This window comes from Brevundimonas sp. GW821-FHT10E09 (assembly GCF_058809375.1).
Map to the genome: position 1 here is coordinate 1 of NZ_JBXASO010000022.1, position 23046 is coordinate 23046.

The 23046-nt window shown below is 66.5% G+C and carries 21 protein-coding genes; 8 read left to right on the forward strand and 13 right to left on the reverse strand.

The features are described from left to right. Positions 1-619: 619 nt before the first annotated feature. The 3 genes from AC1RSI_RS15810 to abc-f all read right to left on the reverse strand — a co-directional run bounded on the left by AC1RSI_RS15810 (position 620) and on the right by abc-f (position 4346). Entirely contained in the window at positions 620-2062 is a 1443-nt protein-coding gene (locus AC1RSI_RS15810) for a PAS domain S-box protein (RefSeq protein WP_230307639.1), read from the reverse strand. 152 nt (positions 2063-2214) lie between these two features. Next, on the reverse strand, positions 2215-2457 hold the full coding sequence (locus tag AC1RSI_RS15815) for a DUF2164 domain-containing protein (RefSeq protein ID WP_035307885.1): 243 nt from the start codon (positions 2455-2457) through the stop codon (positions 2215-2217). Beyond that, positions 2457-4346: a ribosomal protection-like ABC-F family protein gene (abc-f, locus tag AC1RSI_RS15820; protein ID WP_154726273.1), complete on the reverse strand. Its 1890-nt coding sequence runs from the start codon at positions 4344-4346 to the stop codon at positions 2457-2459. Before abc-f ends, AC1RSI_RS15815 begins: the two co-directional genes overlap by 1 nt. A gap of 47 nt (positions 4347-4393) precedes the next feature. Here abc-f and AC1RSI_RS15825 point away from each other — a divergent pair, with 47 nt between their 5' ends. From AC1RSI_RS15825 to AC1RSI_RS15840, 4 genes are all read left to right on the forward strand, one after another. Further along, positions 4394-4684 carry a type II toxin-antitoxin system Phd/YefM family antitoxin gene (locus AC1RSI_RS15825; protein ID WP_008258831.1) on the forward strand — a complete coding sequence of 97 codons (291 nt, stop codon included), beginning with the start codon at positions 4394-4396 and terminating at the stop codon, positions 4682-4684. A 77-nt stretch (positions 4685-4761) separates the two neighbouring features. After that, on the forward strand, positions 4762-5169 hold the full coding sequence (locus tag AC1RSI_RS15830; protein ID WP_008260634.1) for a type II toxin-antitoxin system VapC family toxin: 408 nt from the start codon (positions 4762-4764) through the stop codon (positions 5167-5169). A gap of 77 nt (positions 5170-5246) precedes the next feature. Next, positions 5247-5666: a nucleoside-diphosphate kinase gene (ndk, locus tag AC1RSI_RS15835; protein ID WP_008262562.1), complete on the forward strand. Its 420-nt coding sequence runs from the start codon at positions 5247-5249 to the stop codon at positions 5664-5666. Between the two features lie 165 nt (positions 5667-5831). After that, positions 5832-6032, forward strand: a complete 201-nt coding sequence (locus tag AC1RSI_RS15840; protein WP_008260739.1) for a YMGG-like glycine zipper-containing protein — start codon at positions 5832-5834, stop codon at positions 6030-6032. A gap of 93 nt (positions 6033-6125) precedes the next feature. Here AC1RSI_RS15840 and AC1RSI_RS15845 read toward each other — a convergent pair whose 3' ends face one another. Together AC1RSI_RS15845 and AC1RSI_RS15850 are read right to left on the reverse strand one after the other, a co-directional pair. Beyond that, positions 6126-8177, reverse strand: coding sequence for a M13 family metallopeptidase (locus AC1RSI_RS15845; RefSeq protein ID WP_035307890.1), 2052 nt, complete (start codon positions 8175-8177; stop codon positions 6126-6128). Positions 8178-8304: 127 nt separating this feature from the next. After that, positions 8305-9114, reverse strand: coding sequence for an SDR family oxidoreductase (locus AC1RSI_RS15850; protein WP_008264123.1), 810 nt, complete (start codon positions 9112-9114; stop codon positions 8305-8307). A 134-nt stretch (positions 9115-9248) separates the two neighbouring features. On the opposite strand from AC1RSI_RS15850, the gene AC1RSI_RS15855 reads away from it, so the two are divergent. Continuing rightward, positions 9249-9914 carry a TetR/AcrR family transcriptional regulator gene (locus AC1RSI_RS15855; RefSeq protein WP_196066376.1) on the forward strand — a complete coding sequence of 222 codons (666 nt, stop codon included), beginning with the start codon at positions 9249-9251 and terminating at the stop codon, positions 9912-9914. Positions 9915-9933: 19 nt separating this feature from the next. Here the strand turns inward: AC1RSI_RS15855 and purN are convergent, their stop codons facing one another. Further along, positions 9934-10536 (reverse strand): phosphoribosylglycinamide formyltransferase, encoded by a 603-nt coding sequence (gene purN / locus AC1RSI_RS15860; RefSeq protein WP_230307638.1) that lies wholly within the window; start codon positions 10534-10536, stop codon positions 9934-9936. A 144-nt stretch (positions 10537-10680) separates the two neighbouring features. On the opposite strand from purN, the gene AC1RSI_RS15865 reads away from it, so the two are divergent. Next, a complete protein-coding gene (locus tag AC1RSI_RS15865; protein WP_154726271.1) occupies positions 10681-12282 on the forward strand; it encodes a S10 family peptidase in 1602 nt (533 codons plus the stop codon). 68 nt (positions 12283-12350) lie between these two features. Here the strand turns inward: AC1RSI_RS15865 and purM are convergent, their stop codons facing one another. Then, positions 12351-13388, reverse strand: coding sequence for a phosphoribosylformylglycinamidine cyclo-ligase (gene purM / locus AC1RSI_RS15870; protein ID WP_154726270.1), 1038 nt, complete (start codon positions 13386-13388; stop codon positions 12351-12353). Between the two features lie 79 nt (positions 13389-13467). Here purM and rnd point away from each other — a divergent pair, with 79 nt between their 5' ends. Continuing rightward, entirely contained in the window at positions 13468-14619 is a 1152-nt protein-coding gene (rnd, locus tag AC1RSI_RS15875) for a ribonuclease D (RefSeq protein WP_154726269.1), read from the forward strand. Positions 14620-14664: 45 nt separating this feature from the next. On the opposite strand, the gene AC1RSI_RS15880 is transcribed toward rnd, so the two are convergent. From AC1RSI_RS15880 to AC1RSI_RS15895, 4 genes are all read right to left on the reverse strand, one after another. After that, positions 14665-16167: a Ppx/GppA phosphatase family protein gene (locus tag AC1RSI_RS15880; protein ID WP_008261530.1), complete on the reverse strand. Its 1503-nt coding sequence runs from the start codon at positions 16165-16167 to the stop codon at positions 14665-14667. Continuing rightward, positions 16167-18383 (reverse strand): RNA degradosome polyphosphate kinase, encoded by a 2217-nt coding sequence (locus AC1RSI_RS15885; RefSeq protein WP_154726268.1) that lies wholly within the window; start codon positions 18381-18383, stop codon positions 16167-16169. Before AC1RSI_RS15885 ends, AC1RSI_RS15880 begins: the two co-directional genes overlap by 1 nt. Positions 18384-18460: 77 nt before the next feature. Continuing rightward, positions 18461-19153, reverse strand: coding sequence for a P-loop NTPase family protein (locus tag AC1RSI_RS15890; protein ID WP_050771611.1), 693 nt, complete (start codon positions 19151-19153; stop codon positions 18461-18463). An 85-nt stretch (positions 19154-19238) separates the two neighbouring features. Then, positions 19239-19526: a YciI family protein gene (locus tag AC1RSI_RS15895; RefSeq protein WP_154726267.1), complete on the reverse strand. Its 288-nt coding sequence runs from the start codon at positions 19524-19526 to the stop codon at positions 19239-19241. Positions 19527-19686: 160 nt separating this feature from the next. On the opposite strand from AC1RSI_RS15895, the gene aspS reads away from it, so the two are divergent. Beyond that, positions 19687-21519: an aspartate--tRNA ligase gene (gene aspS / locus AC1RSI_RS15900; protein WP_154726266.1), complete on the forward strand. Its 1833-nt coding sequence runs from the start codon at positions 19687-19689 to the stop codon at positions 21517-21519. Positions 21520-21579: 60 nt separating this feature from the next. Here aspS and AC1RSI_RS15905 read toward each other — a convergent pair whose 3' ends face one another. Continuing rightward, positions 21580-22398 carry a pentapeptide repeat-containing protein gene (locus AC1RSI_RS15905; RefSeq protein ID WP_154726275.1) on the reverse strand — a complete coding sequence of 273 codons (819 nt, stop codon included), beginning with the start codon at positions 22396-22398 and terminating at the stop codon, positions 21580-21582. Between the two features lie 147 nt (positions 22399-22545). Further along, the gene (locus AC1RSI_RS15910) at positions 22546-23040 is read right to left on the reverse strand and encodes a pentapeptide repeat-containing protein (protein WP_154726265.1); all 495 of its coding nucleotides are present in this window, start codon (positions 23038-23040) and stop codon (positions 22546-22548) included. Positions 23041-23046 lie beyond the last annotated feature (6 nt).

Below are 23046 nucleotides of genomic sequence, written 5' to 3' on the forward strand. Positions count from 1 at the left end.
CAGCATCCGACTACGTGTCAGAAATTCCCGAAAATCACTCTTGCGCTGAAGGGGGCGTCCACAGATGGGAAGCAGACGCTAGCGAACTTCCCATCGAGCAAAGGCGTAGTAGCTATCGCCAGCCGGGGGAAAACTACCATCGGTGCCCTGCGCGGTCGCCCTGAGCTGAACGCGTGTTGCCCATGCGCCGAACGAAGAACCCGGTTCCGACTCGGCGACAAGACTGCACGCCGTCGTCACGCCACCTTCACCGAGGTCGCATTTCAACAGCGCCCATCCCTTGCCGATCCCATCGATGGGCATCGTCGTCATTAGGCTTTGCGGCACTTGCCTCCGGAGCTCGGCAGGGCACCAAAGCCGAGATCCTGTCGTTAGGTCACGCTCGGATAGTTCACAGACGGCAGGTTCAGGCCGCGCTGCGGTAGGCGGTTCCGATTGATAAACAGCGAACAACATCGTGGCGATGATCATCAGCTCTCCTAGGTTCAATCCGCCAACGTCCGCAATGGGTCGAACTGTGACCTGGGGTGCGGTCCGGAAAGCGGACAGGGGTTCGCCAGGCCTGTATTCGTCGAGGAGGGCCCCCGAGCGCCTCCGCTCGCGACCGGAAGGCTTGCGTTCAGGCCGGCGTTTGCAGCGGGTCGAGCGGGAAGGCGACTTCGACGATCAGCCCGTCGGTCGCCCACTGGCGGGTCAGGGCGCCGCCCAGTTGACGGACCACGCTGGCCTTCAGGGAGGATCCGAAGCCTTCCCGGGTCGGCGGAACAACCGTGGGGCCGCCGGTTTCGCGCCACTGGAGCGTCACCTGACCCTCCTTCAGCGTCCAGGTCACCGAGACACGGCCGCCGCCATTGCTGCAGGCTCCGTATTTGTTGGCGTTGGTCGCCAGTTCGTGGAGCAGCATGCTGAGGGGCTGGACCTGTTCGGGCGAAAGCCCGATCTCGGGGCCGTGGGTGTCCACGGTGTCCCTGGGGCAAAGGGCTTCCAGCTCTTCCCTGACCACATCCTCCAGCCGGCCGCCCTCCCAACGCCGACTGGCCAGGGAGGTCTGAGCGCGCGCGAGGGCGCCGATCCGCCCGGCGAGGACGTCCTTGTAGGTCGCGACGTCGTCGGCGCGGGTCAGTCGCGTGAGCGACTGGACGATCGAGAGAACATTGCGCGCCCTGTGATCGACCTCGTTCATCAGCAGCTGGCGGGCCTCCTCGTTGCGCTTCTCCTCACTGATGTCGCGCGCTTCGATGACGGTGCCGATGACCTTCGCCTCGCTGTCGTAGATCGGGCTGGCCGTGAAGGCGACAGGGTAGAAGGAGCCGTCCTTATGAACAAAGACCTCCTCGCCCTGCGTCCCGGCCTGTTCCGGAAAGGCGCGGTCGATGGCGCACTCCGAGAGAGGAAAGGGCGAGCCGTCGGGATAGGTGTGATGAATCACGTCGTGGAGGGGGCGTCCGGTCGTTTCTGCGAAAGCAAAGCCCGTGAGTTTCTCCGCCGCCCTGTTCATGAATACACAGTGCTGGCGTTCGTCCATGAGGAAGACGGCCATGGTCGTGTTGCTCAATATGACATCAAGCCGGGTGGCTGTTTCTCGCAGCGCGGCCTCAACACGTCGATAATCCGTCGTATCCTTGATGGCGGCATAGAAGACCGCGTCATCGCCGTCGTCAAAGAGTTGAAGCTTGACGGACACATTGTATGTGCTGCCGTCCTTGCGTTGGTGGAGGGTGTCGAAGTCAAGTCTGTCGACCTCGCCAGATTGGAGGGGTTTGATCAGTCTCAGGAAATCGGCACGACTGATGTTCGGCTTCAGATCCCAGGGTGTCAGCCGTGAGAGTTCTTCGGAATTATAGCCGAGATTGTCGCGGGCGCCCCTGTTGACGAGTCGAAAGTAGAAGTCGGGCTCGCCGAATATATAGACTTCGCTCGCAGCTTCTTCGACGATGCGCCCGAGGCGCTCGCTGGTCACACCGATAGATTTATTCATGACCAAATCTGCTTCCGACGGGCGCATGACCGTAGATAGTCGCTCGACCCGTGGCAATGGGCTGATGCGACCAGCAATGGTCAAGCTTTCGTCTGAAGCCGGTGATCAGGAGGGAAGAAGTAAACTCTTCTGCGAGAACCGATATTTCCGAACGACGGCGACCCGCCGCCTCACTCCGCGTCGGCGAATGAAGGTCAGGGTGTCTTTCCCGCCCTAAACCGAGAGGGGGGACGCGATCACTCGCTGCGTTCCAGCCCGGCGATAGCCTCAGAGATGTCGTCGGCCTTTTTCTTCAGCACCGCCTGAGCGTCGTAGAGGGCGCGGTTGTAGAAGAAGGGCCCGATCTCGGAACTGAGAAAGTCGATCAGCATCTGGGCCTGAAGGTCGCGCAGTTCGACGTCCAGTTCGTCCCGAAAATAGGGTCGCAGCTTCGCCGCTATCGCGGCGGTTTCCTCCCGACTGAAGTTGATCGGCTTCATCACGCCACCTCGGCGAGCGCCTCTTCCGCCGCGACCCAGGCCACCTCGGCGGCGTCCAGGTCGGCTTGCGTCTTTGCGCGGGCGCGGGTCAGGCCTTCCAGGGCCTTGGGGTTGTTGACGGCGGCGTTGGCCATATCGTCGTCGATGCGGGCGATCTCGGCGGTCAGGCGGGCCATGGTCTCTTCGGCCTTCTTGACCGCGTGACGCAGGGTCGAGGGCGAAGGGCCGGATTTGCGGTCGTTCTTCTTGCCCTTGTTGTTCTGGGCGGCGGGAGCGGCGGCGGCCTCTTCCTTCTTGATCTGGCTGGGCTTGGCGATGGCCTGTTTGGCGCGGTCCAGCACGAACCTGGCGTAGTCGTCCATGTCGCCGTCGAAGGGTTTCACCGTGCCGTCGGCGGCCAGCCACAGCCGGTCGGCCACCATCTCCATCAGCGAACGGTCGTGGGTGATCAGGATGACGGCGCCGGAATAGTCGTTCAGGGCGTCCAGCAGGGCGCGGCGGCTGTCGATATCCAGGTGGTTGGTCGGTTCGTCGAGGATCAGGACGTGGGGCGCATCCATAGCCACCATGTTCAGTAGCAGGCGGGCGCGCTCGCCGCCCGACAGGCTGTCGACCGTGGTCTCCTGTTTTTCATAGCCCAGGCCGAACTGGGCCAGTTTGGAGCGGCGGGCGCTTTCGGGGGCGTCCGGCATGGCGCGGCGGATGATCTCCAGCGGCGTGTCGGTGGGGTCCATCGCCTCGATCTGATGCTGGTGGAACCAGCCCACGCGCATCTTGCGGTCGCGGTGCAGTTCGCCCTCGGACACGTCGAGGGCGCCGGCGATCATCTTGGCGAAGGTGGACTTGCCGGCGCCGTTGACGCCCAGCAGACCGATACGGTCGTCCAGGTCCATCCGCAGGTTCAGATTGCGCAGGATCGGCTTGCCGACGTCATAGCCGACATTGGCCCGCTCCAGCCGGATCAGCGGCGGGGCCAGGGGGCGCGGCGGCGAGGGCAGGGTGAAGGGGGCGACGCGCTCCTCGATGGTGGTGGCCACGGGCTGCATCTTCTCCAGCCGCTTCATCCGCGACTGGGCCTGGGCGGCCTTGGAGGCCTTGGCCTTGAACCGGTCGACGAAGGCCTGGAGGTGGGCGCGTTCGGCGTCCTGCTTGGCCTTGGCCGACAGCTGCAGCCGGGCCTTTTCGGCGCGAGCCTTTTCGAAGGCGTCGTAGTTCCCGGTGTAGAGGGTCAGGGTGTGGTTCGCGAGGTGCAGGATATGGGTGCAGACCTCGTTCAGCATCTCGCGGTCGTGGGAGATGATCAGGGCCGTGTGCGGGTATTTCTTCAGCCGCGCCTCAAGCCACAGGGCGCCTTCCAGGTCGAGGTAGTTGGTCGGTTCGTCGAGCAGCAGCATGTCCGGCTCGGCGAACAGGGCGGCGGCCAGGGCGACGCGCATCCGCCAGCCGCCCGAGAACTCGGACATGGGCCGGGCCTGGTTCTCCTGGTCGAAGCCCAGGCCGACCAGGATTTCGGCGGCGCGCGCGGGGGCGGCGTCGGCGTCGATCTCGATCAGGCGGGCCCAGATCTCGCCCATCTGTTCGGGGGGCGCCGTCTCCAGCCGGCCCAGCAGGGTGTGGCGTTCGACGTCGGCCTCAAGAATGGTGTCGATGACGCTGACGGGGGTGGCCGGGTGCTCCTGGTCGACCGAGCCGATGCGGGCGGTCTTGGGCAGGCTGATCTCGTCGCCGTTGGCGTTCAACTCGCCCAGGATCAGCTTGAACAGGGTGGACTTGCCGATGCCGTTGCGGCCCACCAGGCCGACCTTGGCGCCGGGCGGCAGGCTGACGGAGGCGTCCACGAGGAATTTGCGGCCCCAGGCGTTGAAGGTCAGGTCGGTGATCTGGAGCATGGGAGGCGCAATGGACTTTCTGACCGGTCATCTCTATATGACCAGTCATGACGTATGATCTTGTTAGCGGCGAGGTCGTCATAACGGCCACGGAGTTCAAGGCCAAGTGCCTGGACCTGCTGGATCGCGTGAACTCGGGCGAGATCCGCAGGGTTCGCATCACCAAGCGCGGCAAGGAGGTGGCGGTGGTCGCCGGTTCCGCTGCGCCAGAGGATAGAGGCGACTTCATCGGCTGGCAGGCTGGAAGCGTCGATCTGCCGGACGATCTGGACATCGATGGTCCAATCTATGACCCCGAAGTGGATGGCGTCTGTGATCCGATGAGCGGTCTGCGTTGAGCTTGAAGCCGACAAGGGCCGTGGGGCGAGGGCTGGGGGCTCTGTCCAAGGCGGGGCAGTCCAAAGCGGCGATACTGTTGGACACCAACGCGATCATTCGGGCGCAACTGGATCGCGATTTGCGACCTGAGGCCCGTGCCGCGATACAGGCCGCGCAGGCCGAAGACGGAATCCTCGTGTCGGTGGTCTCCGCTTGGGAGATCGGTCTGCTTGCGCGAAATCGGCAAAGCCCGACGGGACGACTGTTTCAACCCGACGCCGCGACATGGTTCGACAATGTCCTGAGCGCGCCGGGCGTCTGGATGGCTCCGATGAACCACCAGATTGCGTTTGCCGCGTGGAACCTCCCGGAGCCGATCCACGGCGATCCAGCGGATCGACTGATGATCGCTATCGCTCGCGAACTTGACGTACCGTTGATCACCCGCGACCGCGCCATCCTCGACTATGCCGCCGCCGGTCACGTGCGCGCCATCGCCTGCTGATAAGACGGGCTTGGCGCGGGGGCGGGGCGTCGCTATAAGCCCGCGACCTTATTCTCCCTAACAAGAAGTCAACTCCCATGACCGAACGCACCTTCTCGATCATCAAGCCCGACGCGACCCGCCGCAACCTGACCGGCGCGATCAACGCCGTGATCGAAGGCGCCGGCCTGCGCATCGTGGCCCAGCGTCGCGTCAAGCTGTCGACCGACCAGGCCAAGAAGTTCTACGAAGTCCACGCCGAGCGTCCGTTCTACGGCGAGCTGGTCGAGCAGATGACCGCCGAGCCGGTCGTTGTCCAGGTGCTGGAAGGCGAGAATGCCGTGGCCGCCTATCGTGAAATCATGGGCGCCACCAACCCGGAACAGGCCGCCGAAGGCACGATCCGCAAACTGTTCGCCCTGTCGATCGGCGAGAATTCGGTCCACGGTTCGGACAGCCAGGACAACGCCAAGATCGAGATCGCCCAGTTCTTCACCGACGACCAGATCGTCGGCTAAGGCGCTCAAGTCGCGAGGGACCGCGTCCCGACCTAGCGCAAAGTCGGCGCTCAAGTCGCGTTCCGCAGCTCGCAACAGCGACTGAGACATTAAGGCCCGCGTCCGGAACCGGACGCGGGCCTTTTCGTTGGGTCAGTCTCGTCTCAGTCCCCCCGGAGTAGCCTTATGAAAACCCTGCTGAAACTGACCCCCGTCATCGGCGCCGTGGCCTTACTGGCCGCCTGTGGCCAGACCATGGAACAACGCGCCGCCACCGGCGCCCTGGGTGGCGCTGTCGCCGGCCAGGTCGTTGGCGGCAACACCGGTTCGACCGTGGCGGGCGCCGCGATCGGCGCTGTCGCCGGTGCAGCGACCACGCCGAAGTAAGACCTTCAGCCCTGTGCTGAAAAAGCCCAACGGCTGAAAAAGAAAGGCCCGGAGCGATGCTCCGGGCCTTTTCCGTTCGGGCTGCGTGACCGCTTACCAGATGCGGGCGCGGGCCTCGGGGGCGATGTAGGCCTTCTGGTCGGGCGAGACGCCGAAGGCGGCGTACCAGGCGTCGATGTTGCGCGGCGAGGTGGCGGCGCGGACCGAGCCCGGCGAGTGCGGATCGGTGGTCAGCTGTTCCTTCAGCGCCGCCTCGCGCGACTTCTCGCGCCAGACCTGGGCCCAGCCCAGGAAGACGCGCTGGTCGCCCGACAGGCCGTCGATCACCGGAGCCGGCTGGCCGTTCAGCGACTTGTGGTAGGCGTCCAGCGCTAGCAGCAGGCCGCCCAGGTCGGCGATGTTCTCGCCCATGGTCAGGTCGCCGTTGACGTGAACGCCGGGCAGGGGCTCCAGGCTGTTGTAGATGTCGCCCAGAACCTTGGCCCGCGCCTCGAAACGGGCGGCGTCTTCCGGCGTCCACCAGTCGCGCAGCACGCCGTCGCCGTCGGACTTGCGGCCCTGGTCGTCAAAGCCGTGGGTGATCTCGTGGCCGATGACCGCGCCGATGCCGCCGTAGTTGACGGCCGGGTCCGCGTTCGGATCGAAGAAGGGCGCCTGCAGGATGGCGGCCGGGAAGACGATCTCGTTGCGCGGCGGGTTGTAGTAGGCGTTCACCGTCTGGGGCGTCATACCCCATTCCAGCGGATCGACCGGCTTGCCGATCTTGCCGCGCTGATACGCCCATTCGAACGCCGAGGAGCGTTCGACATTGCCGTACAGGTCGCCGGCGGTCAGTTCGAGGCCGTCATAGGACCGCCACTTGTCCGGATAGCCGATCTTCACCCCGAACTTGGACATCTTGTAGAGGGCCTGTTCGCGGGTCGCCTCGCTCATCCAGTCGAGCGTCTTCAGCCGTTCGGTCATGGCCGCGCGGATATTGTCGACCAGGGTCTCCATCTGGGCCTTGGACGAGGCGGGGAAGTGCAGGCGGACATATTCCTGGGCCAGGACTTCGCCCAACTGGCCGTCGACCAGGGCCACGCCGCGGTTCCAGCGGGGACGGTTCTCGGGCTGGCCGCGCAGGGTCTTGCCGCGGAAGTCGAAGCGGGCGTCGACGAAGGCCTTGGACAGATAGGGGCTGGCCTGATCGACGATCTGGGTCGCCTCCCACGCCTTCAGGGTCTCGATCGGGGTTTCGGCGAAGACCTGGGCGATGCCCGGGAAGGCCGTGTTCTCCATCAGCACCAGGGTGTCGAGGTTCCCCACCTGAGCGCCGTCGAGGAAGGCCGTCCAATCGAAGCCGGGAGCGAACGTCGCCAAGTCAGCGACTTTGGTGGGGTTGTAGAGCTTGTCGATCTGGCGACGCTCGACCGTGGTCCAGTGTTTCTCGGCGACCTTGGTCTCGAAGGCCAGGATGTCGGCGGCGCTCTGGGCCGGATTGGTCCAGCCGATGGCCGTCAGGGTCTGGGTCAGATAGGCCAGATAGGCCTCGCGCTGGGCGGCGAAGTCCGGCTTCAGATAATAGTCGCGGTCGGGGAGGCCGAGCCCGCCCTGGGCCAGATAGGCCGAGTTGATGTTCGGGTTCTGAAGGTCCTCGAAGACCGCGACGCCGAACAGGGAGCCGCCGAAGCCGGAATGGCTGGCGCCCATCAGGCGGGCCATGGCGGCGTGGTCGGTCACGGCCTTCACGGCGGCGAGGTCGGCGGCCATGGGCGCGGCGCCCAGCTGTTCGACGCGGGCCTCGTCCATGAAGCTGGCGTAGAGGGCGCCGACCTTCTGGGCGTTGGCGTTGACCGGATTGGCGGCGCTGGCCTCGATGATCGAGCGGAGCTGGGCCTGGGCGTTCTCATAGAGGACGTCGAAGGGACCGAACCGGGCCTTGTCGGCGGGGATCTCGGTGGTGCGGAGATAGGTTCCGTTGGCGTATTCGTTGAAGTCGTCGCCCGGCTTGACGCTGGTGTCGCGGCCGGCGAGGTCAAAGCCCCAGGCGCCGAAGGGGGCGGGGGCGCCGTGCGCGTCGTGCGAATGGTCCTGGGCCGAGGCGCCGCCGGTCAGGGCGACGACGATACAGGCCGAGCAGGCGGCCATAAGGCGAATACGATTCATGAAGGATAGGGTCCCGATTTTTGTCGGCCGCACCTTTGCGCCGGTGCGGCGGCCTGTCGCATGAAGTTTTCGTAATCCGGCGAGAGGTGGTTCTCGGTGGATGCGGTCAGCGGCCCACGCCTGAACCTCATCGCCTTCCCTGGAAGTCGTCCATCGAATGATAGACGCCCAGCCAGCGCCCGCCGATCAGGTCGAACCATCGTACCGGCAGAAGACCGCGGACCAGGGGCAAAAGGTTCACAATCCACGGCAGTCGCAGAACGATCCTGTCCGTCTTGATCGCCGCGACGATCCGATCGACGACCTTGTCGGGTCTGAGGATGGGGATGACGGGCGAACGCACGCCCTGGAACATGCCGGTGTCGATGTAATAGGGCATGACGGTCGTGACCTTCACGCCGGTCGCCTCTTGCTCCATTTCGATGCGCAGGGAATCGGACCAGCCGATCACGGCCCATTTGCTGGCGCAGTAGACCGACATTTTGGGGTTGGAAACCAGGCCGGCTGCGGAGGCGATGTTGACGATATGGCCGCCGCCCCGGGCGATCATGCCGGGCAGGACGGCGTGCGCCACATACATCGGCGCCAGCGCGTTCACATCCATGGTTCGCGCGATGTCGTCGGGGCTGTGGGCGACGAAGGGCCGACCGGTCACCACGCCGGCGTTGTTCACCAGTATGTCCACTTTGATCGCGGCCTCGTTCATCTCTTGAACCGTGGCGCGGATACGTTCGGGGTCGGCCAGATCGACCAGATAGGTCGACACGGCGACGCCGTCCCCGGCCAAGTCGTGGGCCAGTCGCTCCATGGCCTCCGCCTGGATATCCCAGAGGACCAGATGCGCGGCGCCCTCAGCGACGAACCTCCGCGCCATCAGCGCGCCGATCCCGGACGCCCCGCCGGTGATCAGAACCGTCTTGCCGCCAATCCTGCTCATGAGAGTCCATCCGTGTCCGCAGTACTCAAGAACTGGAGTATTTGCTCTCATTTGACAAGACTGGTAGTCGAGGAAGCCCTTCGCTCCGTCGTCGCCGAATGAGGCCGGGCGAAGTCCAAGTCACAGGGAGACCCATGGCCGCCAACCCGACGGATGCTCAGGACGGTCCCGGGCCCACCGGAAGCGGGCCTGTGCGGCGGCCGCCGGTCCAGGATCGCGGCCGTCGGCGGGTTGAGCAGATCCTCGACGCCGCCGCCGAAGTGATCGGCGAAATGGGCGTGGACAACGCCACGACCAATATGATCGCTGCGCGGGCCAGTACGTCGGTCGGGGTGCTCTATCGCTTCTTCCCCCACAAGCGCGCGATCATCGAGATGCTGGCGGCGCGCTATGTGCACGAGACCGAACAGATTCTGAGCCGTCAGGAGCAGGCGGGCATTGCGGTTTGGCCCCTGCGTCAGGCGGTCGAATGGGTCCTGCATGCGCTGACGGACTTTCATCAGGCCCATCCCGCCTATCAACACGTCTATCGGGCCGTGCGCGGCTCCAGCAGTCCGGAAAGCACCGTATTGCTCGATCACACCCGGGTCGTCGTCGATCGCTTGCTGGCGCTCCGCGCACGGCATGTCCTGCCCCAGGACCGCGAATGGCACGCCACCACAGTGGTCGAGGCGGCGCATGCCCTGGTGGTTCAGGCCTGCGCCCTGACGCCTGACAAACGCGTGCGGCTTATCGAGGAAACCGCCCTGATGCTGACCCGGTACCTGACGCCGGATTATGCGCCTTCGGACCGGGCCTGACGGCGCAGCATGGAGAGGTTCAGGCCCGCGCCAAACCCTTGCAGAAGCTCGTCAGCACCTGAGGATACAATCCATGTTCCGCCGTCTTCACCCGCTCGGCCAGGGCGGCGGGCGTGTCGTCGCCCAGGACCGGCACGCGGGCCTGGCCCAGGATCGGACCTTCGTCCACGCCTTCGGTGACCAGATGAACGGTGCAGCCGGCCTCGGCGTCGCCGGCGGCGATGGCGCGGGCGTGGGTGTCGAGGCCGGGATAGAGGGGCAGCAGGCTGGGGTGGATGTTCAGCATCCGGCCCTCCCATGCGCGCACCAGCCACGGCGTCAGGATCCGCATATAGCCGGCCAGGGCGACCACCTCGACGCCGGCCGCGCGCAGGGCCTCGTCAACCGCCCGCTCATGGGCCTCGCGGTCCTTGCCGAACGGCTTGTGGGGGATGGAGACGGTCGCGACGCCCTTGGCCGAGGCGATGGCCAGGCCGCCCGCATCTTCGATGTTGGACAGGACCAGGGAGACCTCATAGCCGCTGTCGGCGGCCTGACCGGCGTCGATCAGGGCGGCCATGTTGGAGCCGGTCCCGGAGATCAGGACGGCGACGCGGACGGGAGAAACGGCTCGGGACGACATGGCCGCCCCCATGGCGGGGCGGGCGACGCTTGGCAAGGATCAAACGCGATCCGCTCTTGTTGTCCGCCGTGTTCGGACGTTACCGTGTAACGTCGCCCATCCGACGAGGGGGCCTGAGGGGCGGCGGGTACAGGGGATTATCGCATGAAGAGACTGATCTGCCTCGCGGCCATGGCTGCGATGCTGGGCGCGCCCGCAGCGTCCTTCGCTCAGGAGAGCGGTTCGAACAGCGGCGCCAGCGGCGGCGCGATGCGCTCGGCGACCGACCGGTTCCGCAACGCCAACGCCGACGCCATCGAAAAGGACTGGGCGCGCGCGCCGGTCAAGGAGGCCGAGGTCACGACGGCCCATTCGGTCAACGCCCATGGCAAGACCCTGCGGTATCACGCGACGGCGGGGACGCTGACGATCCGCGACGACGCGGGCATGCCGACGGCCAGCCTGTTCTATACCGCCTATACGCTGGACGGTCAGCCGGTGGGGACGCGGCCGGTGACCTATCTGTACAACGGCGGGCCGGGCTCGCCGACGGTGTGGCTGCACATGGGCTCGTTCGGGCCGATGCGGGTCCAGACCGACGAGCCGACGGTGGTGCGGCCCGCGCCCTTCGCCTTTGGTCCCAACGATATGACCCTGCTGGACCAGACGGATCTGGTCTTCATCGACATGGTGGGGGCGGGCTTCTCGCGGCCGCTGGGCGAGACGGCGGGTTCGGCCTTCTGGGGCGTGGATCAGGACGCCGACGCCTTCGCCCGCGCCATCATGCGCTACACGACCAAGTTCAGCCGCTGGTCCAGCCCGAAATACATCATCGGCGAATCCTACGGCACCCTGCGCACCGGCGCCGTGGCCTTCCAGCTGGAAGACCGGGGCATGTCGCTGAACGGGGTGGTGCTGCTGTCGTCGATCATGAACTACGGCGTGCGTCAGCCGGGCTATCCGCAGAATTTCGTCACCCTGCTGCCGACCTATGCGGCGACGGCCTGGTATCACCGCAAGCTGGCCCATCCGGCGGCGACGGTGGAGGAACAGGTGCAGCGGGCGCGCGACTTCGCGCTCGGACCCTACGCCTCGGCCCTGGCCAAGGGGCATATGATCTCGGACGCCGAGCGCGCCGACATCGTGCGTCAGATGAGCGAACTGACCGGCCTGTCGCCCAATTTCGTCGACAACGCCAATCTGCGGGTCGAGCTGAGCAGCTTCCGCAAGGAACTGCTGCGTGACCGGCGCCAGACCATCGGGCGACTGGACACCCGCTATCTGGGTCTGGACGACGACGCCTCTGGGGATTCGCCCGAGGACGATCCCTCCAGCTCGGCCGTGACGGGGGCCTATTTCGGCATCTTCCGCGACTATGTGGCCAATGAGCTGAAGTACGACACCGACGTCGAATACCGGATGTCGGCGCGGGGCCTGCCGGGCTTCAACTGGAACTGGAACCACCGTCCGCCGGTCGGCGGGCCGCAGACGACACCGAATACGGCGGTCGATCTGGCCACGGCGATGCGGCGCAATCCGTATCTGAAGGTGATGGCGCTGAACGGCTATTACGACGCCGCCACCCCTTTCTTCTCGACCGAGTTCGACCTGGCCCAGATGATGCTGGAGCCCAGCCTGAGGCCGAACCTGGAGTTCACCTATTATGAGGGCGGGCACATGATGTACCTGAGCCACGACGCCCTGGTGAAGCTGCACGCCGACCTGTCGCGTTTCTACAGCGAAACGGCGAACGGCGGGGCGCGCTGATACGCAAGAGGGCCGGAGGCGTCGCCGCCTCCGGCCCTTGTTTCATGCGAAACCGGCGCGTCGAAGGATCAGGCCGCTTCCAGCTGTCCGCAGACGAAGGCGACCTCGCCCGCGTTCAGCAGGGCGGCCAGAACCGGCTCGGCGTTTTCGGGCGAGACGATCAGGATGAAGCCGACGCCGCAGTTGAAGGTGCGGCGCATCTCGTGGTCGCTGATGCCGCCGGTTTCGGCCAGCCACTGGAAGACGTGGGGCATGGGCCAGCTGTTCCAGTCGAACGAAGCCTTCAGCCCCTCGGCGATGCAGCGGGGCGGGTTCTCGATCAGGCCGCCGCCGGTGATGTGGGCCGCGCCCTTGACCAGGCCCGCCTTCATCAGCGGCAGGACCGGCTCCACATAGATGCGGGTCGGCTCCATCAGGGCCTGGGCCAGCGAGCGATCCTTGGCGAAGGGGGCGTCGTCGCCCCAGGCCAGGCCGGACTTCTCGACCACCTTGCGGACCAGGGAATAGCCGTTCGAGTGCGGACCCGTGGAGCCCAGGCCGATGATGATGTCGCCGGCCGCCTGGCGATCCAGATAGGGCAGGGCGTGGCCGCGCTCGACCGCGCCCAGGCTGAACCCGGCCAGGTCATAGTCGCCGTCGGTGTACATGCCGGGCATTTCGGCGGTTTCGCCGCCGACCAGGGCGCAGCCGGCCTGGCGGCAGCCCTCGGCGATGCCGGCCACCACGCGGCGGGCGGCGTCGATCTCGAGCCGGCCGGTGGCGTAATAGTCGAGAAACAGCAGGGGCTCCGCTCCTTGCGCCAACAGATCGTTGACGCACATGGCGACCAGGTCGATTCCGACGCCGTCATGACGGCCGGTTTCGATGGCGATCTTCAGCTTGGTGCCGACGCCGTCGGTGGTGGTGACGATCAGCGGGTCCTCGAACCCGGCGGCCTTCAGGTCGAACAGGGCGCCGAAACCGCCCAGCGACGGCTCCGAACCGGGGCGCGCCGTGGACCTGGCCAGGGGCTTGATGTGCTCGACCAGCATCTCGCCTGCGTCGATGTCCACGCCCGCATCGGCGTAGGTCAGGCCGTTTTCGAGAGGCTTTTGGGTGTCGCTCATGGTGTTCGGGCCTGGAATCGGGGCGGAAATGCAGCGCGGCTCTTGCCACAGGTGGGTTGCGGGGGGCTATAGCATCGGAATGACGCCGATCACCACCAATGAGGCGCTGGCCGATTTTTGCGCCCGCCTCGCCACCGCCCCGTTCATCACGGTCGACACCGAGTTCATGCGGGAAACGACCTACTGGCCCAGGCTGTGCCTGATCCAGGCCGCGTCCGCCGATCACGCCGGGATCATTGATCCGATGGCGGAGGGCCTGGACCTTGAGCCCTTCCTGGACCTGTTGCGCGATCCCAACATCATCAAGGTCTTCCACGCCTGCCGACAGGACGTCGAAATCTTCGTGCGTCTGGGCGCCATGCCCAGGCCGATGTTCGACACCCAGGTCGCAGCCATGGCGGCCGGGTTCGGCGAACAGGTCGCCTATGATTCGCTGGTGCGGCAGATGCTGCGCGTCGAACTGGACAAGGGCAGCCGCTTCACCGACTGGGCGCGACGCCCGCTGTCGGACAGCCAGCTGGTCTACGCCCTGGGCGACGTGACCCATCTGGCGGCCCTGTATCCCAAGCTGCGCGACCGGCTGAAGAAGGAAGGCCGGCTGGACTGGGTGATGTCGGAGATGGAGAGCCTGATCGATCCGGCCCTTTACGACACCAATCCCGAGAACGCCTGGAAGCGGCTGAAGCCCAAGAAATTCTCGGCCAAATACCTGGCGGCCTTCAAGGCCGTGGCCGTCTGGCGCGAGCGCGCCGCCCAGGAGCGCGACCAGCCGCGCGGCCGAATCCTGAAGGACGAGGGCATCGACGAGGTCGCGCAACAGACCCCCACCGACCCCGAGGCCTTCAACCGTCTGCGTTCGGTGCCCAAGGGCTTCGGCGGATCGCGCCTGGGCCTGGAGCTGGCCGAGCAGTTGAAGCGCGTCCTGGCCGACCCCGAATCCCATGCGCCCGAGATGGAGCGGCCGGCCCATCGCCAGCCCGCGCCGCCGTCGGTGGTGGAGCTGCTGAAGGTGCTGCTGAAGGCCAAGAGCGACAACGCCGGGGTGGCGTCCAAGCTGATCGCCACCGTGTCCGATCTGGAAAAGATCGCCGTCACCGACGACGCCGATGTGGATGCGTTGAAGGGCTGGCGCCGCCAGATCTTCGGCGAGGACGCGCTGAAGCTGAAGCGCGGCGAGATCGCCCTGGTGCTGAGCGGATCGCGGGTCGAGGTCGTCGAGATCGAGGGGTAGATTTCCTGTCTCCTCCCACTGCGGGGGGAGGAGACCTTCGTCTCCCTAGATTTTCAGACCCAGTCCCATCGCCTCGGCCAGGGCCTTGGCGCGCTTCTTCGTCTGTTCGCCCAGCAGGACGTCGGCGTAGCCTTCAGTGGCTGTCAGCTTCAGTTCGGTCTTGCCGACCGTGGCGGTGGCGTTGGCGAGCAGTTGCGACGACCGACCCGACAGATCGCAGGCCAGGCGGATGGCCAGGCCCAGGGCGCGGGCGCGCTTGGCGGCGTCCTCGTTCAACAGGCGGCTGATGATGTCCGGCTGGGGCGTGGCCGGACCGCCGCCGTAGCGAGCGTTCATGGCGCAGGCGAGGAAGGCGCGCTCCGCATGGCTGACGCCCGCCACGGGCGCGCGCAGAACCTGATCGAAGACCAGTTCCAGACGGTGGTCCGGATGCAGGCGGGCGCCCAGGTCCGACAGGCGGCAGGCGGCGGCGGACAGGACGCCGTCGCGCGCGGCGCCGAAGGCCGACGGCAAGGCCGAGACGACGTCTGAAATCCAGCCGTTCAGGGCGCCGGGCAGGGCGGGGTCGATCCCCTGCCGTCCGCCCAGGGCCGCGCATCCGGCCAGCAGCGGATCGGCCGCCTGGGTCGCCTCGTCCAGGGTTTCGAACAGCAGGCCCTCGCGCACCCCCCAGGCGGACATCTCGATCCGCTTCAAGTTCAGGTGCTTGATCAGACCTTCCAGCACCAGGCCGGCGTAGGGCAGGGTTTCGGCCCGCTTCTTGGACACGCTGGGCAGTTTCGCCAGGCTGGCGGCCGACTGTTGCGCAACCAGACGCGCGGTCTCCAGCGCCTCGTCCGCCGTGATCTCGTACTGGTGCACGACCTTCAGCGGATAGGATTTCAGCGCCATATGGACCTGGGCCAGGGTGCGCCAGGCGCCGCCGACGGCGTAGAGGCGGTCGGTCTGGAACTGGGCCGCGACGGGTTTCAGCCTCTGGTCGATGCGGGCCTTGATCCGGTCGGCGTCGAATCCCTTGCCCTCGGCCAGGGCGAAGGGGCCCAGCGGCAGGGTCAGCCCCTGTTCGACGCTGCGCGCCGCGCCAGGCGCGCCGTCCAGACGAGTCAGCTCCAGACTGGCGCCGCCCATGTCGGCCGAGACGCCTTGCGCGTCGGGTGCGCCGGCCAGCACGCCCATGGCGGCGTACTTCGCCTCTTCCTCGCCGGACAGGACACGGATCTGCAAGCCCGTCTCGGCGGCGACGCGCTGGCAGAATTCAGGGCCGTCCCTGGCTTCGCGCACGGCCGCGGTGGCGGCGATCAGGGTGGCGTCGGGGCGAACCCCCTCCAGCACGGCGGCGAAACGGCGCAGGGCCGTCATGGCCATGACGACCCCCTCGGGCGACAGCTTGCCGGTGGTCGGCAGGTCGCGGCCCAGACCGGCCAGGACCTTTTCGTTGAACACGGTCCAGATCGCCCGACCTTCCAGCCGGTAAAGAACCAGACGGACCGAGTTGGACCCGATGTCGATGGCCGCGACGTCGCGGCCGGTAAGCGCCAGATCCGGCATCAGCGGCCGGGACGCTCGTAGCTGAGAACGGACGGCAGGGTCTTCACCTTGCGTCCACGGCCCGACAGGCTGGGATTGGTCATGAAATATTTGTGGGCCGAGAAGGGCCGCTCCGGATCGGCGGGGATGAGGCGGGTATAGCGCCCTTCGGCGTCCAGCACCCAGCTTTGTGCGTCGTCCTTCAGATTGGCGACCATGATCTGGTCCAGCACCTGGTCATGGACGGTGGCGTTGCGGATCGGGGTCATCAACTCGACCCGGCGGTCCAGGTTGCGCGTCATCCAGTCGGCGGACGAGATGAAGACCTTGGCCTTGTCGTGCGGCAGGTCCTTGCCGTTGGCGAAACAGACGATGCGGCTGTGCTCCAGGAAGCGGCCGACGATGGACTTGACGCGGATGTTCTCGGACAGGCCCGTGACGCCCGGCCGCAGGCAGCAAATGCCGCGCACGACCAGATCGATGCGCACGCCCCACTGGCTGGCCCGGTACAGGGCGTCGATGATCTCGGGGTCGACGAGCGAGTTCAGCTTGACCCAGATGGCGGCTGGCTTGCCCATGGCGGCGGCCGACATCTCCTTGCCGATCAGTTCGATCAGGGTGGACTTCATGTTCAGCGGCGAGACCACCAGGGCCTCCAGCTCGTCCGGGGTGGCGTAGCCGGTGATGTAGTTGAACACCCGGCTGGCGTCGCGGCCCAGGACCGGGTCGCACGAGAACAGGGACAGGTCGGTGTAAATCTTGGCCGTGACCGGGTGATAGTTGCCGGTGCCGAAGTGGCAGTAGGTGCGCAAGGCCTCGCCCTCACGCCGCACGACGACGCTCAGCTTGGCGTGGGTCTTGTATTCGACGAAGCCGAAGACGACGTGGACCCCGGCCCGCTCCATGGCCCGGGCCCAGCGCAGATTGGCCTCCTCGTCGAACCGGGCCTTCAGCTCGACCAGGGCGGTGACGTTCTTGCCGTTCTCGGCCGCCTCGATCAGGGCGGCGACGATGGGGCTGTCCTTGGAGGTGCGATACAGGGTCTGTTTGATGGCGATGACGTTCGGGTCCCGCGCCGCCTGACGCAGGAACTGCACCACCACGTCGAAGCTCTCGAACGGGTGGTGGATCAGCATGTCCTTCTCGCGGATGGCGGCGAAGATGTCGCCGCCGTTGTCGCGGACCCGCTCGGGATAGCGCGGCTCATAGCCCTTGAACTTGAGGTCGGGGTGGCCGCCGGGGATCAGATCCGACAGCTGGGCCAGGCCCAGCATGCCGTCGACCAGCACCACGTCCTGGGGCGTCGCCTCTAGTTCGCCGACGATGAAGTCGCGCAGGTCGGTCGGCATCGAGGCCTCGATCTTGATGCGCACGACCGAGCCCAGGCGACGCTGTTTCAGCGCCTCCTCGAACTCGAGCACCAGGTCCTCGGCCTCTTCCTCGATCTCGATATCGCTGTCGCGGATCAGGCGCAGAAGGCCCTTCTCCAGGATGTCACAGCCGGGGAACAGGTGGTCGATGAACAGCAGCAGCACGTTTTCAAGCGTGATGAACCGCTTGCGACCGGGCGCCGAGCGGCCGTCGGTCGGCAGTTCCCAGAAGCGCCGCACCTGGGTCGGCACGGGCACCAGGGCGTAGAAGGTCTTGGCCTCGCCCTTGCGTTTCAGCTTCAGCGCCAGGGAAAAGCCGAGGTTGGGCAGGAAGGGGAAGGGATGGGCCGGGTCGATGGCCAGGGGCGTCAGGACGGCGAAGAGCTGGTTCAGGAACTCGGGCTCCAACCGCTCCTTCTCGGTCTTGGTCAGGCGGTTGCGGTCGACCACCTCGATGCCGACGGTCGCCAGTTCCTTCTTCAGCTGGCGCCAGCGCACCTGCTGTTCGGCCATCAGTTCGCCCGCCGAGATATTGATCCGCTCGAGCTGTTCGGCCGGGGTCAGGCCGTCGGCCGAAAGCACCCGCACCCGCTCGCGCAACTGGCCCTTCAGGCCGGCGACGCGGGTCATGAAGAACTCGTCGAGATTGTTGGCCGAGATCGACACGAACCGCAGGCGTTCCAGCAGCGGGTGGTTCGGATTGGCGGCCTCTTCCAGCACACGTTCGTTGAAGGCCAGCCAGGAGATTTCACGGTTGAAGAACCGCGTGGGCGAGGCGATCAGGTCCTCGTTCAGGGCAAGCTGGGGGGCGCGGGAAGCGGGGACTTCCTCGCCCAGGGTGGCGTCGTGGATCGCGGCGTCGGTCATGGCCCGGTTCTCGCGCGCGACTGTGACGGCCGCAAGCGGGCATCGACATTTTCATGGGCGGCCATTCGCCCCGGCCCTCAGTCGGTCTCGACCTCGACGGCGGCGCTCATTTCGTCCAGCACCTGCCGGGCCAGGGCTCGGGTGACGGGGCGGTGCAGGGCGTCCAGACGTTCGACCGCAGTCGCCGCAGTGTCGGCGGAACGGTCCAGCCGCCGCACCAGATAGGCGATCACCTCGTCGGTCGGGGCGATGCTGCGCTCGGCGAACCGGGCGCGCAGAATGGCGGACAGGACCCGGTCGTCCGGCGCCTCGACGGCGACGGTCCGGACCGCGTCCAGGCGTGAGCGCAGATCGGGCAGGGCGACGGACCAGTTCCGCGGGGCCGCGCGCGACACCAGCAGCAGGGCGCCGCCGCCCGTATGGGCCAGATTGATCAGGTGAAACAGGCTCTCGTCGTCCGCATCGCGCGCGCGATCCAGCAGGACCGGCCGCCCTTCCAGCTCCAGCGGATCGACCAGGGCCGCCTCGACGCCGTTCAGCGGCACGGCCCCGACCCGTTCGGCCCAGTCGGCGGCCAGCCGGCTCTTGCCCGAACCCGCCGGTCCGTAAAGGGCCAGGACCGAACCGGCGCCGTCCGGCCAGCGCGACAATACGCGGACGGCCTCGGCGTTGCTGTCCGACGACACAAAGGCCTCGCCCGCAAGCGGGCGTTCCAGCGGCAGACGCAGCTGTTCGGCGTTCGGTCGGATCATGGCGCTCTGCGCGGGCATGAGCCTGTCATAGCAGAGGCGGAGACGAACTGCGCAGGCGCATCCTGTTGGTACAGGGGAGCGAAGGCCCGCCCTGTGGACGGAATCAGGCGAATTCGGTCAGGGCGGGGTTGAACTTGCCTGCCTTGAACTCGGTGATCCTGTAGTCGGCTAGGCCGTGGACCTGGAAAGGATCGTCCTTCAGCAGGGTCTCGAGCTCTTCTTTCGTGCCCCCGCTGCGGACAACGAGTATGCCGCCGGTGCGCGGAACCATGGGGCCGGCGGCGATGATCAGGCCGCTGGCGACATGGATGTCCAGCCATTCGCGATGCTCCACCGTCTTCGCCTCGATGGCTTCGATGGGCTGGGTGTAGGTGATGGTGACGATGAACATGGGCAGCCTTGCGCGGTGACTGGAACCGCTATCGCGCGGCGAGGCGGGGTTTGCAACGGCTGAAACCTTGACTTTCGGGGGGGATAATGCGCCCTACGCCGCTTCGATTTCAGGCGCCTGAGGCGTCAGATTCCACCGCAGAATTCCAGACGGTCCATTCATGCACGCCTATCGCTCTCACACCTGCGGCGCCCTGCGCGCCTCCGACGCCGGTTCCGCCGTCCGCCTGTCCGGCTGGGTGCATCGGAAGCGCGATCACGGCGGCCTGTTGTTCATCGATCTGCGCGACCACTACGGCCTGACGCAACTGGTGCTGCACCCGGAGACGCCGGGCTTCGCGGCGGTCGAACGTCTGCGCGCCGAAAGCGTGATCAAGATCGACGGTGAAGTCGTCGCGCGCGAGGCGGGGGTGGTGAACCCGAACCTGCCGACCGGCGAGGTCGAGGTTCGCGTCCAGGGCGTCGAGGTCCTGTCGGAAGCCGCCGAACTGCCGATGCCGGTCTTTGGCGATCAGGAGTATCCGGAAGACATCCGCCTCGCCAACCGCTTCCTCGACCTGCGTCGCGAGCGGCTGCACAAGAACATCGTCCTGCGCTCCAGGGTCATCTCCTCGATCCGCCAGCGCATGGTCGCCCAGGGCTTCCTGGAATACCAGACGCCGATCCTGACCGCCTCGTCGCCGGAAGGCGCGCGCGACTTCCTGGTGCCGTCGCGTCTGCACCCGGGCAAGTTCTATGCGCTGCCGCAGGCGCCGCAGCAGTTCAAGCAACTGCTGATGGTCTCGGGCTTCGACCGCTATTTCCAGATCGCCCCCTGCTTCCGCGATGAGGACCTGCGCGCCGACCGTTCGCTGGAATTCTACCAGCTCGACGTCGAGATGAGCTTCGTGACCCAGGAAGACGTCTTCGCCGCCATCGAGCCGCTGATGCACGGCGTGTTTGAGGAGTTCGGCGAGGGCAAGCCGGTGTCGCCCATCGACGGCGTCCACACCTTCACCAACGACTTCGGCGAAACGTTCGAGCACAAGGGCTTCGAGCGCCTGACCTACGCCCAGTCGATGGCCTGGTATGGTTCGGACAAGCCGGACCTGCGCAACCCGATCAAGATGCAGGTCGTCTCCGACCACTTCCGCGACGGCGGTTTCGGCCTGTTCGCCAAGATCCTGGGCGCGGACGAGAAGAACGCCGTCTGGGCCATCCCGGCGCCGACCGGCGGATCGCGCGCCTTCTGCGACCGTATGAACTCCTGGGCGCAGGGCGAGGGCCAGCCGGGGCTGGGCTATATCTTCTGGTCGGAGGACCAGGGCGCCTGGGGCGGCCCCATCGCCAAGAACCTGGGTCAGGAGCCGACCGAGACCTTGATGGCCTCGCTGGGTCTGGGCAAGGGCGACGCCGCCTTCTTCACTGCCGGTCTGCCGTCGGTCTTCGCCAAGTTCGCCGGCCTGGCCCGCACCCGCGTGGGCACGGAGCTGAAGCTGATCGACGAGAACCAGTTCAAATTCTGCTGGATCGTCGACTTCCCGATGTTCGAATGGTCGGAAGAAGAGAAGAAGGTCGACTTCAGCCACAACCCCTTCTCGATGCCGCAGGGCGGGCTGGAGGCCCTGGAGACCCAGGATCCGCTGACCATCCGCGCCTTCCAGTACGACATCGTCTGCAACGGCTATGAGCTGTGCTCGGGCGCGATCCGGAACCACAAGGCCGAGATCATGCTGAAGGCCTTCGAGATCGCCGGCTACGACGCGTCTGTGGTTGAGGAGCAGTTCGGCGGCATGCTGAACGCCTTCCGCTACGGCGCGCCGCCGCACGGCGGCCTGGCCCCCGGCATCGACCGCATCGTCATGCTGCTTGCCGGCGAGACGGCCATCCGCGAGGTCATCGCCTTCCCGCTGAACCAGCAGGGCGAGGATCTGCTGATGAACGCCCCGACCGAGGCGGAGGAACGCCAGTTGAAGGACGTCCACATCCGCACGGCCGTGCCGATCAAGGTCTGATCGGCCACGCCTGATCGCCGAAACGAAGAAGGGGACGCTGCGGCGTCCCCTTTTTGCTGTTCAGTGTTCGGCGGACACGAAGTGGCGCACGGCCGGGGGAGCCGGCGGTGCAGGCGGGGTGCGGATCACCCGGATGGTTCCGCGACAGGCCTGGGGCGTCAGACGACCGGGCAGGCGGGTGGCGCCGTCGCCGCAGGCCTCGCTGACCTGATCCTGGGTCAGGTTGCGCGCCCCGGACAGGTCGGCGCCCCGGATGTCTGTGCGGCGCAGCGAGGCGTCGTTGAAGTCGGCGCGGGTGAAGGTCGCCCCGGTCAGACGGGCGCCGTCCAGGCTGGCGTCACGGAAGGAGGCGTTCGAGAAGTCGCCGCCGGACAGGTTGGAGGCGTTGATCTCGGCGTCGGAGAAGTTTGCGCCGATGGCGTGGACATTGGCCAGGGTGGCGCCGAACAGTTCGCTGTTCGAGAAATTCGCGCCCGCCAGGGTCGCGCCGTTGAAGTTCACGCCGTGCAGTTCGGCCCCCGACAGGTCGGCCCGCGACAGGTTGGCGCGCACGAAGGACGAGCCCTGGGCCTCGGCCCCCGTCAGGACGGCGCCGGTGAAATTGGTCGAGGTGAAGTTGGCCCCGACGATCTCGACCCCCGTCAGATTGGCGCGACTGAAGTCGCTGCCGGTGAAGTTGGAGCCGACCATTTCCGCGCCGCGCAGATTGGCGCCGACCAGGGTGGCGTTCATGAAGCTGGCGCCGGTGAAGGTGGCGCCCGACAGGTTTCGGCCCGACAGTTCGCAGCGATTGCACGAACCGCCCAGGGACACCGACCGGGCCACGTCGCGATCCTGGACCGTCATCTCGATCCCGGCGAAGGCGGGGGTGGCGAGCATCAGGCCCGCCGCCGCGATCAGCGCGGATTTCAATCGGATGGGGGTTGGGCGGGCGATCTGTTTCACGCAGTCTGAATGCCCCGAAACACCGGCCATACCTACTTAAATCGAGGTAATTTCGTTAAATCCCGGCAAGACGGATGGCCGTCAGCAGGCGGGAATACGTAGGTTTCCGGACAGAATGGTCGAGCCGTCGCCGCAGGCGCGGTTCAGCTGACCCTGGGTCAATCCGGCGGCGCGCGACAGGTCGGCGCCGGACAGGTTGGTCCCGATCAGCTTTGCGCCCGCGAAGTTCGCGCCTTGCAGATAGGCGCCGACGAAGCTGGCGTTGGTCAGGTCTGCGCCCGAGAAGTTGGAACTGGAGAAGACCCCGCCGTAGGCCTCGACGTCGCGCATGTCGGCGTTGGAGAAACGGGTGCGGTTCATCACGCTGAGGCTGAGGTCCGCCTGGCGCAGGCGCGCGCCGGACAGGTTCAGGCCGCGCGCCTCAAGACCGGAGAAATCACCCTGGAACAGGTTGCAGCCGGCGCAGGATGCGCCGCGTTTCACGCTGGCGATCTGGCTGGCGTTCTGCGCCAGGGCAGGGGTGGCGGCGGTCGCAAATACGGCGACGGCGATGGACAGGGCAGTCAGGCGGGACATGGGGTC

Bases quoted from the DNA above. Each gene is read 5' to 3' on its own strand.
- AC1RSI_RS15865 (WP_154726271.1), top strand. From the start codon at position 10,681: ATGAAGAGACTGATCTGCCTCGCGGCCATGGCTGCGATGCTGGGCGCG.
- rnd (WP_154726269.1), top strand. From the start codon at position 13,468: ATGACGCCGATCACCACCAATGAGGCGCTGGCCGATTTTTGCGCCCGC.
- AC1RSI_RS15845 (WP_035307890.1), bottom strand. From the start codon at position 8,177: ATGAATCGTATTCGCCTTATGGCCGCCTGCTCGGCCTGTATCGTCGTC.
- purN (WP_230307638.1), bottom strand. From the start codon at position 10,536: ATGTCGTCCCGAGCCGTTTCTCCCGTCCGCGTCGCCGTCCTGATCTCC.
- AC1RSI_RS15880 (WP_008261530.1), bottom strand. From the start codon at position 16,167: ATGCCGGATCTGGCGCTTACCGGCCGCGACGTCGCGGCCATCGACATC.
- AC1RSI_RS15850 (WP_008264123.1), bottom strand. From the start codon at position 9,114: ATGAGCAGGATTGGCGGCAAGACGGTTCTGATCACCGGCGGGGCGTCC.
- aspS (WP_154726266.1), top strand. From the start codon at position 19,687: ATGCACGCCTATCGCTCTCACACCTGCGGCGCCCTGCGCGCCTCCGAC.
- AC1RSI_RS15825 (WP_008258831.1), top strand. From the start codon at position 4,394: ATGACGTATGATCTTGTTAGCGGCGAGGTCGTCATAACGGCCACGGAG.
- AC1RSI_RS15855 (WP_196066376.1), top strand. From the start codon at position 9,249: ATGGCCGCCAACCCGACGGATGCTCAGGACGGTCCCGGGCCCACCGGA.
- purM (WP_154726270.1), bottom strand. From the start codon at position 13,388: ATGAGCGACACCCAAAAGCCTCTCGAAAACGGCCTGACCTACGCCGAT.
- AC1RSI_RS15895 (WP_154726267.1), bottom strand. From the start codon at position 19,526: ATGTTCATCGTCACCATCACCTACACCCAGCCCATCGAAGCCATCGAG.
- AC1RSI_RS15910 (WP_154726265.1), bottom strand. From the start codon at position 23,040: ATGTCCCGCCTGACTGCCCTGTCCATCGCCGTCGCCGTATTTGCGACC.
- AC1RSI_RS15905 (WP_154726275.1), bottom strand. From the start codon at position 22,398: ATGCTCGCCACCCCCGCCTTCGCCGGGATCGAGATGACGGTCCAGGAT.
- abc-f (WP_154726273.1), bottom strand. From the start codon at position 4,346: ATGCTCCAGATCACCGACCTGACCTTCAACGCCTGGGGCCGCAAATTC.
- AC1RSI_RS15815 (WP_035307885.1), bottom strand. From the start codon at position 2,457: ATGAAGCCGATCAACTTCAGTCGGGAGGAAACCGCCGCGATAGCGGCG.
- ndk (WP_008262562.1), top strand. From the start codon at position 5,247: ATGACCGAACGCACCTTCTCGATCATCAAGCCCGACGCGACCCGCCGC.
- AC1RSI_RS15885 (WP_154726268.1), bottom strand. From the start codon at position 18,383: ATGACCGACGCCGCGATCCACGACGCCACCCTGGGCGAGGAAGTCCCC.
- AC1RSI_RS15890 (WP_050771611.1), bottom strand. From the start codon at position 19,153: ATGCCCGCGCAGAGCGCCATGATCCGACCGAACGCCGAACAGCTGCGT.
- AC1RSI_RS15840 (WP_008260739.1), top strand. From the start codon at position 5,832: ATGAAAACCCTGCTGAAACTGACCCCCGTCATCGGCGCCGTGGCCTTA.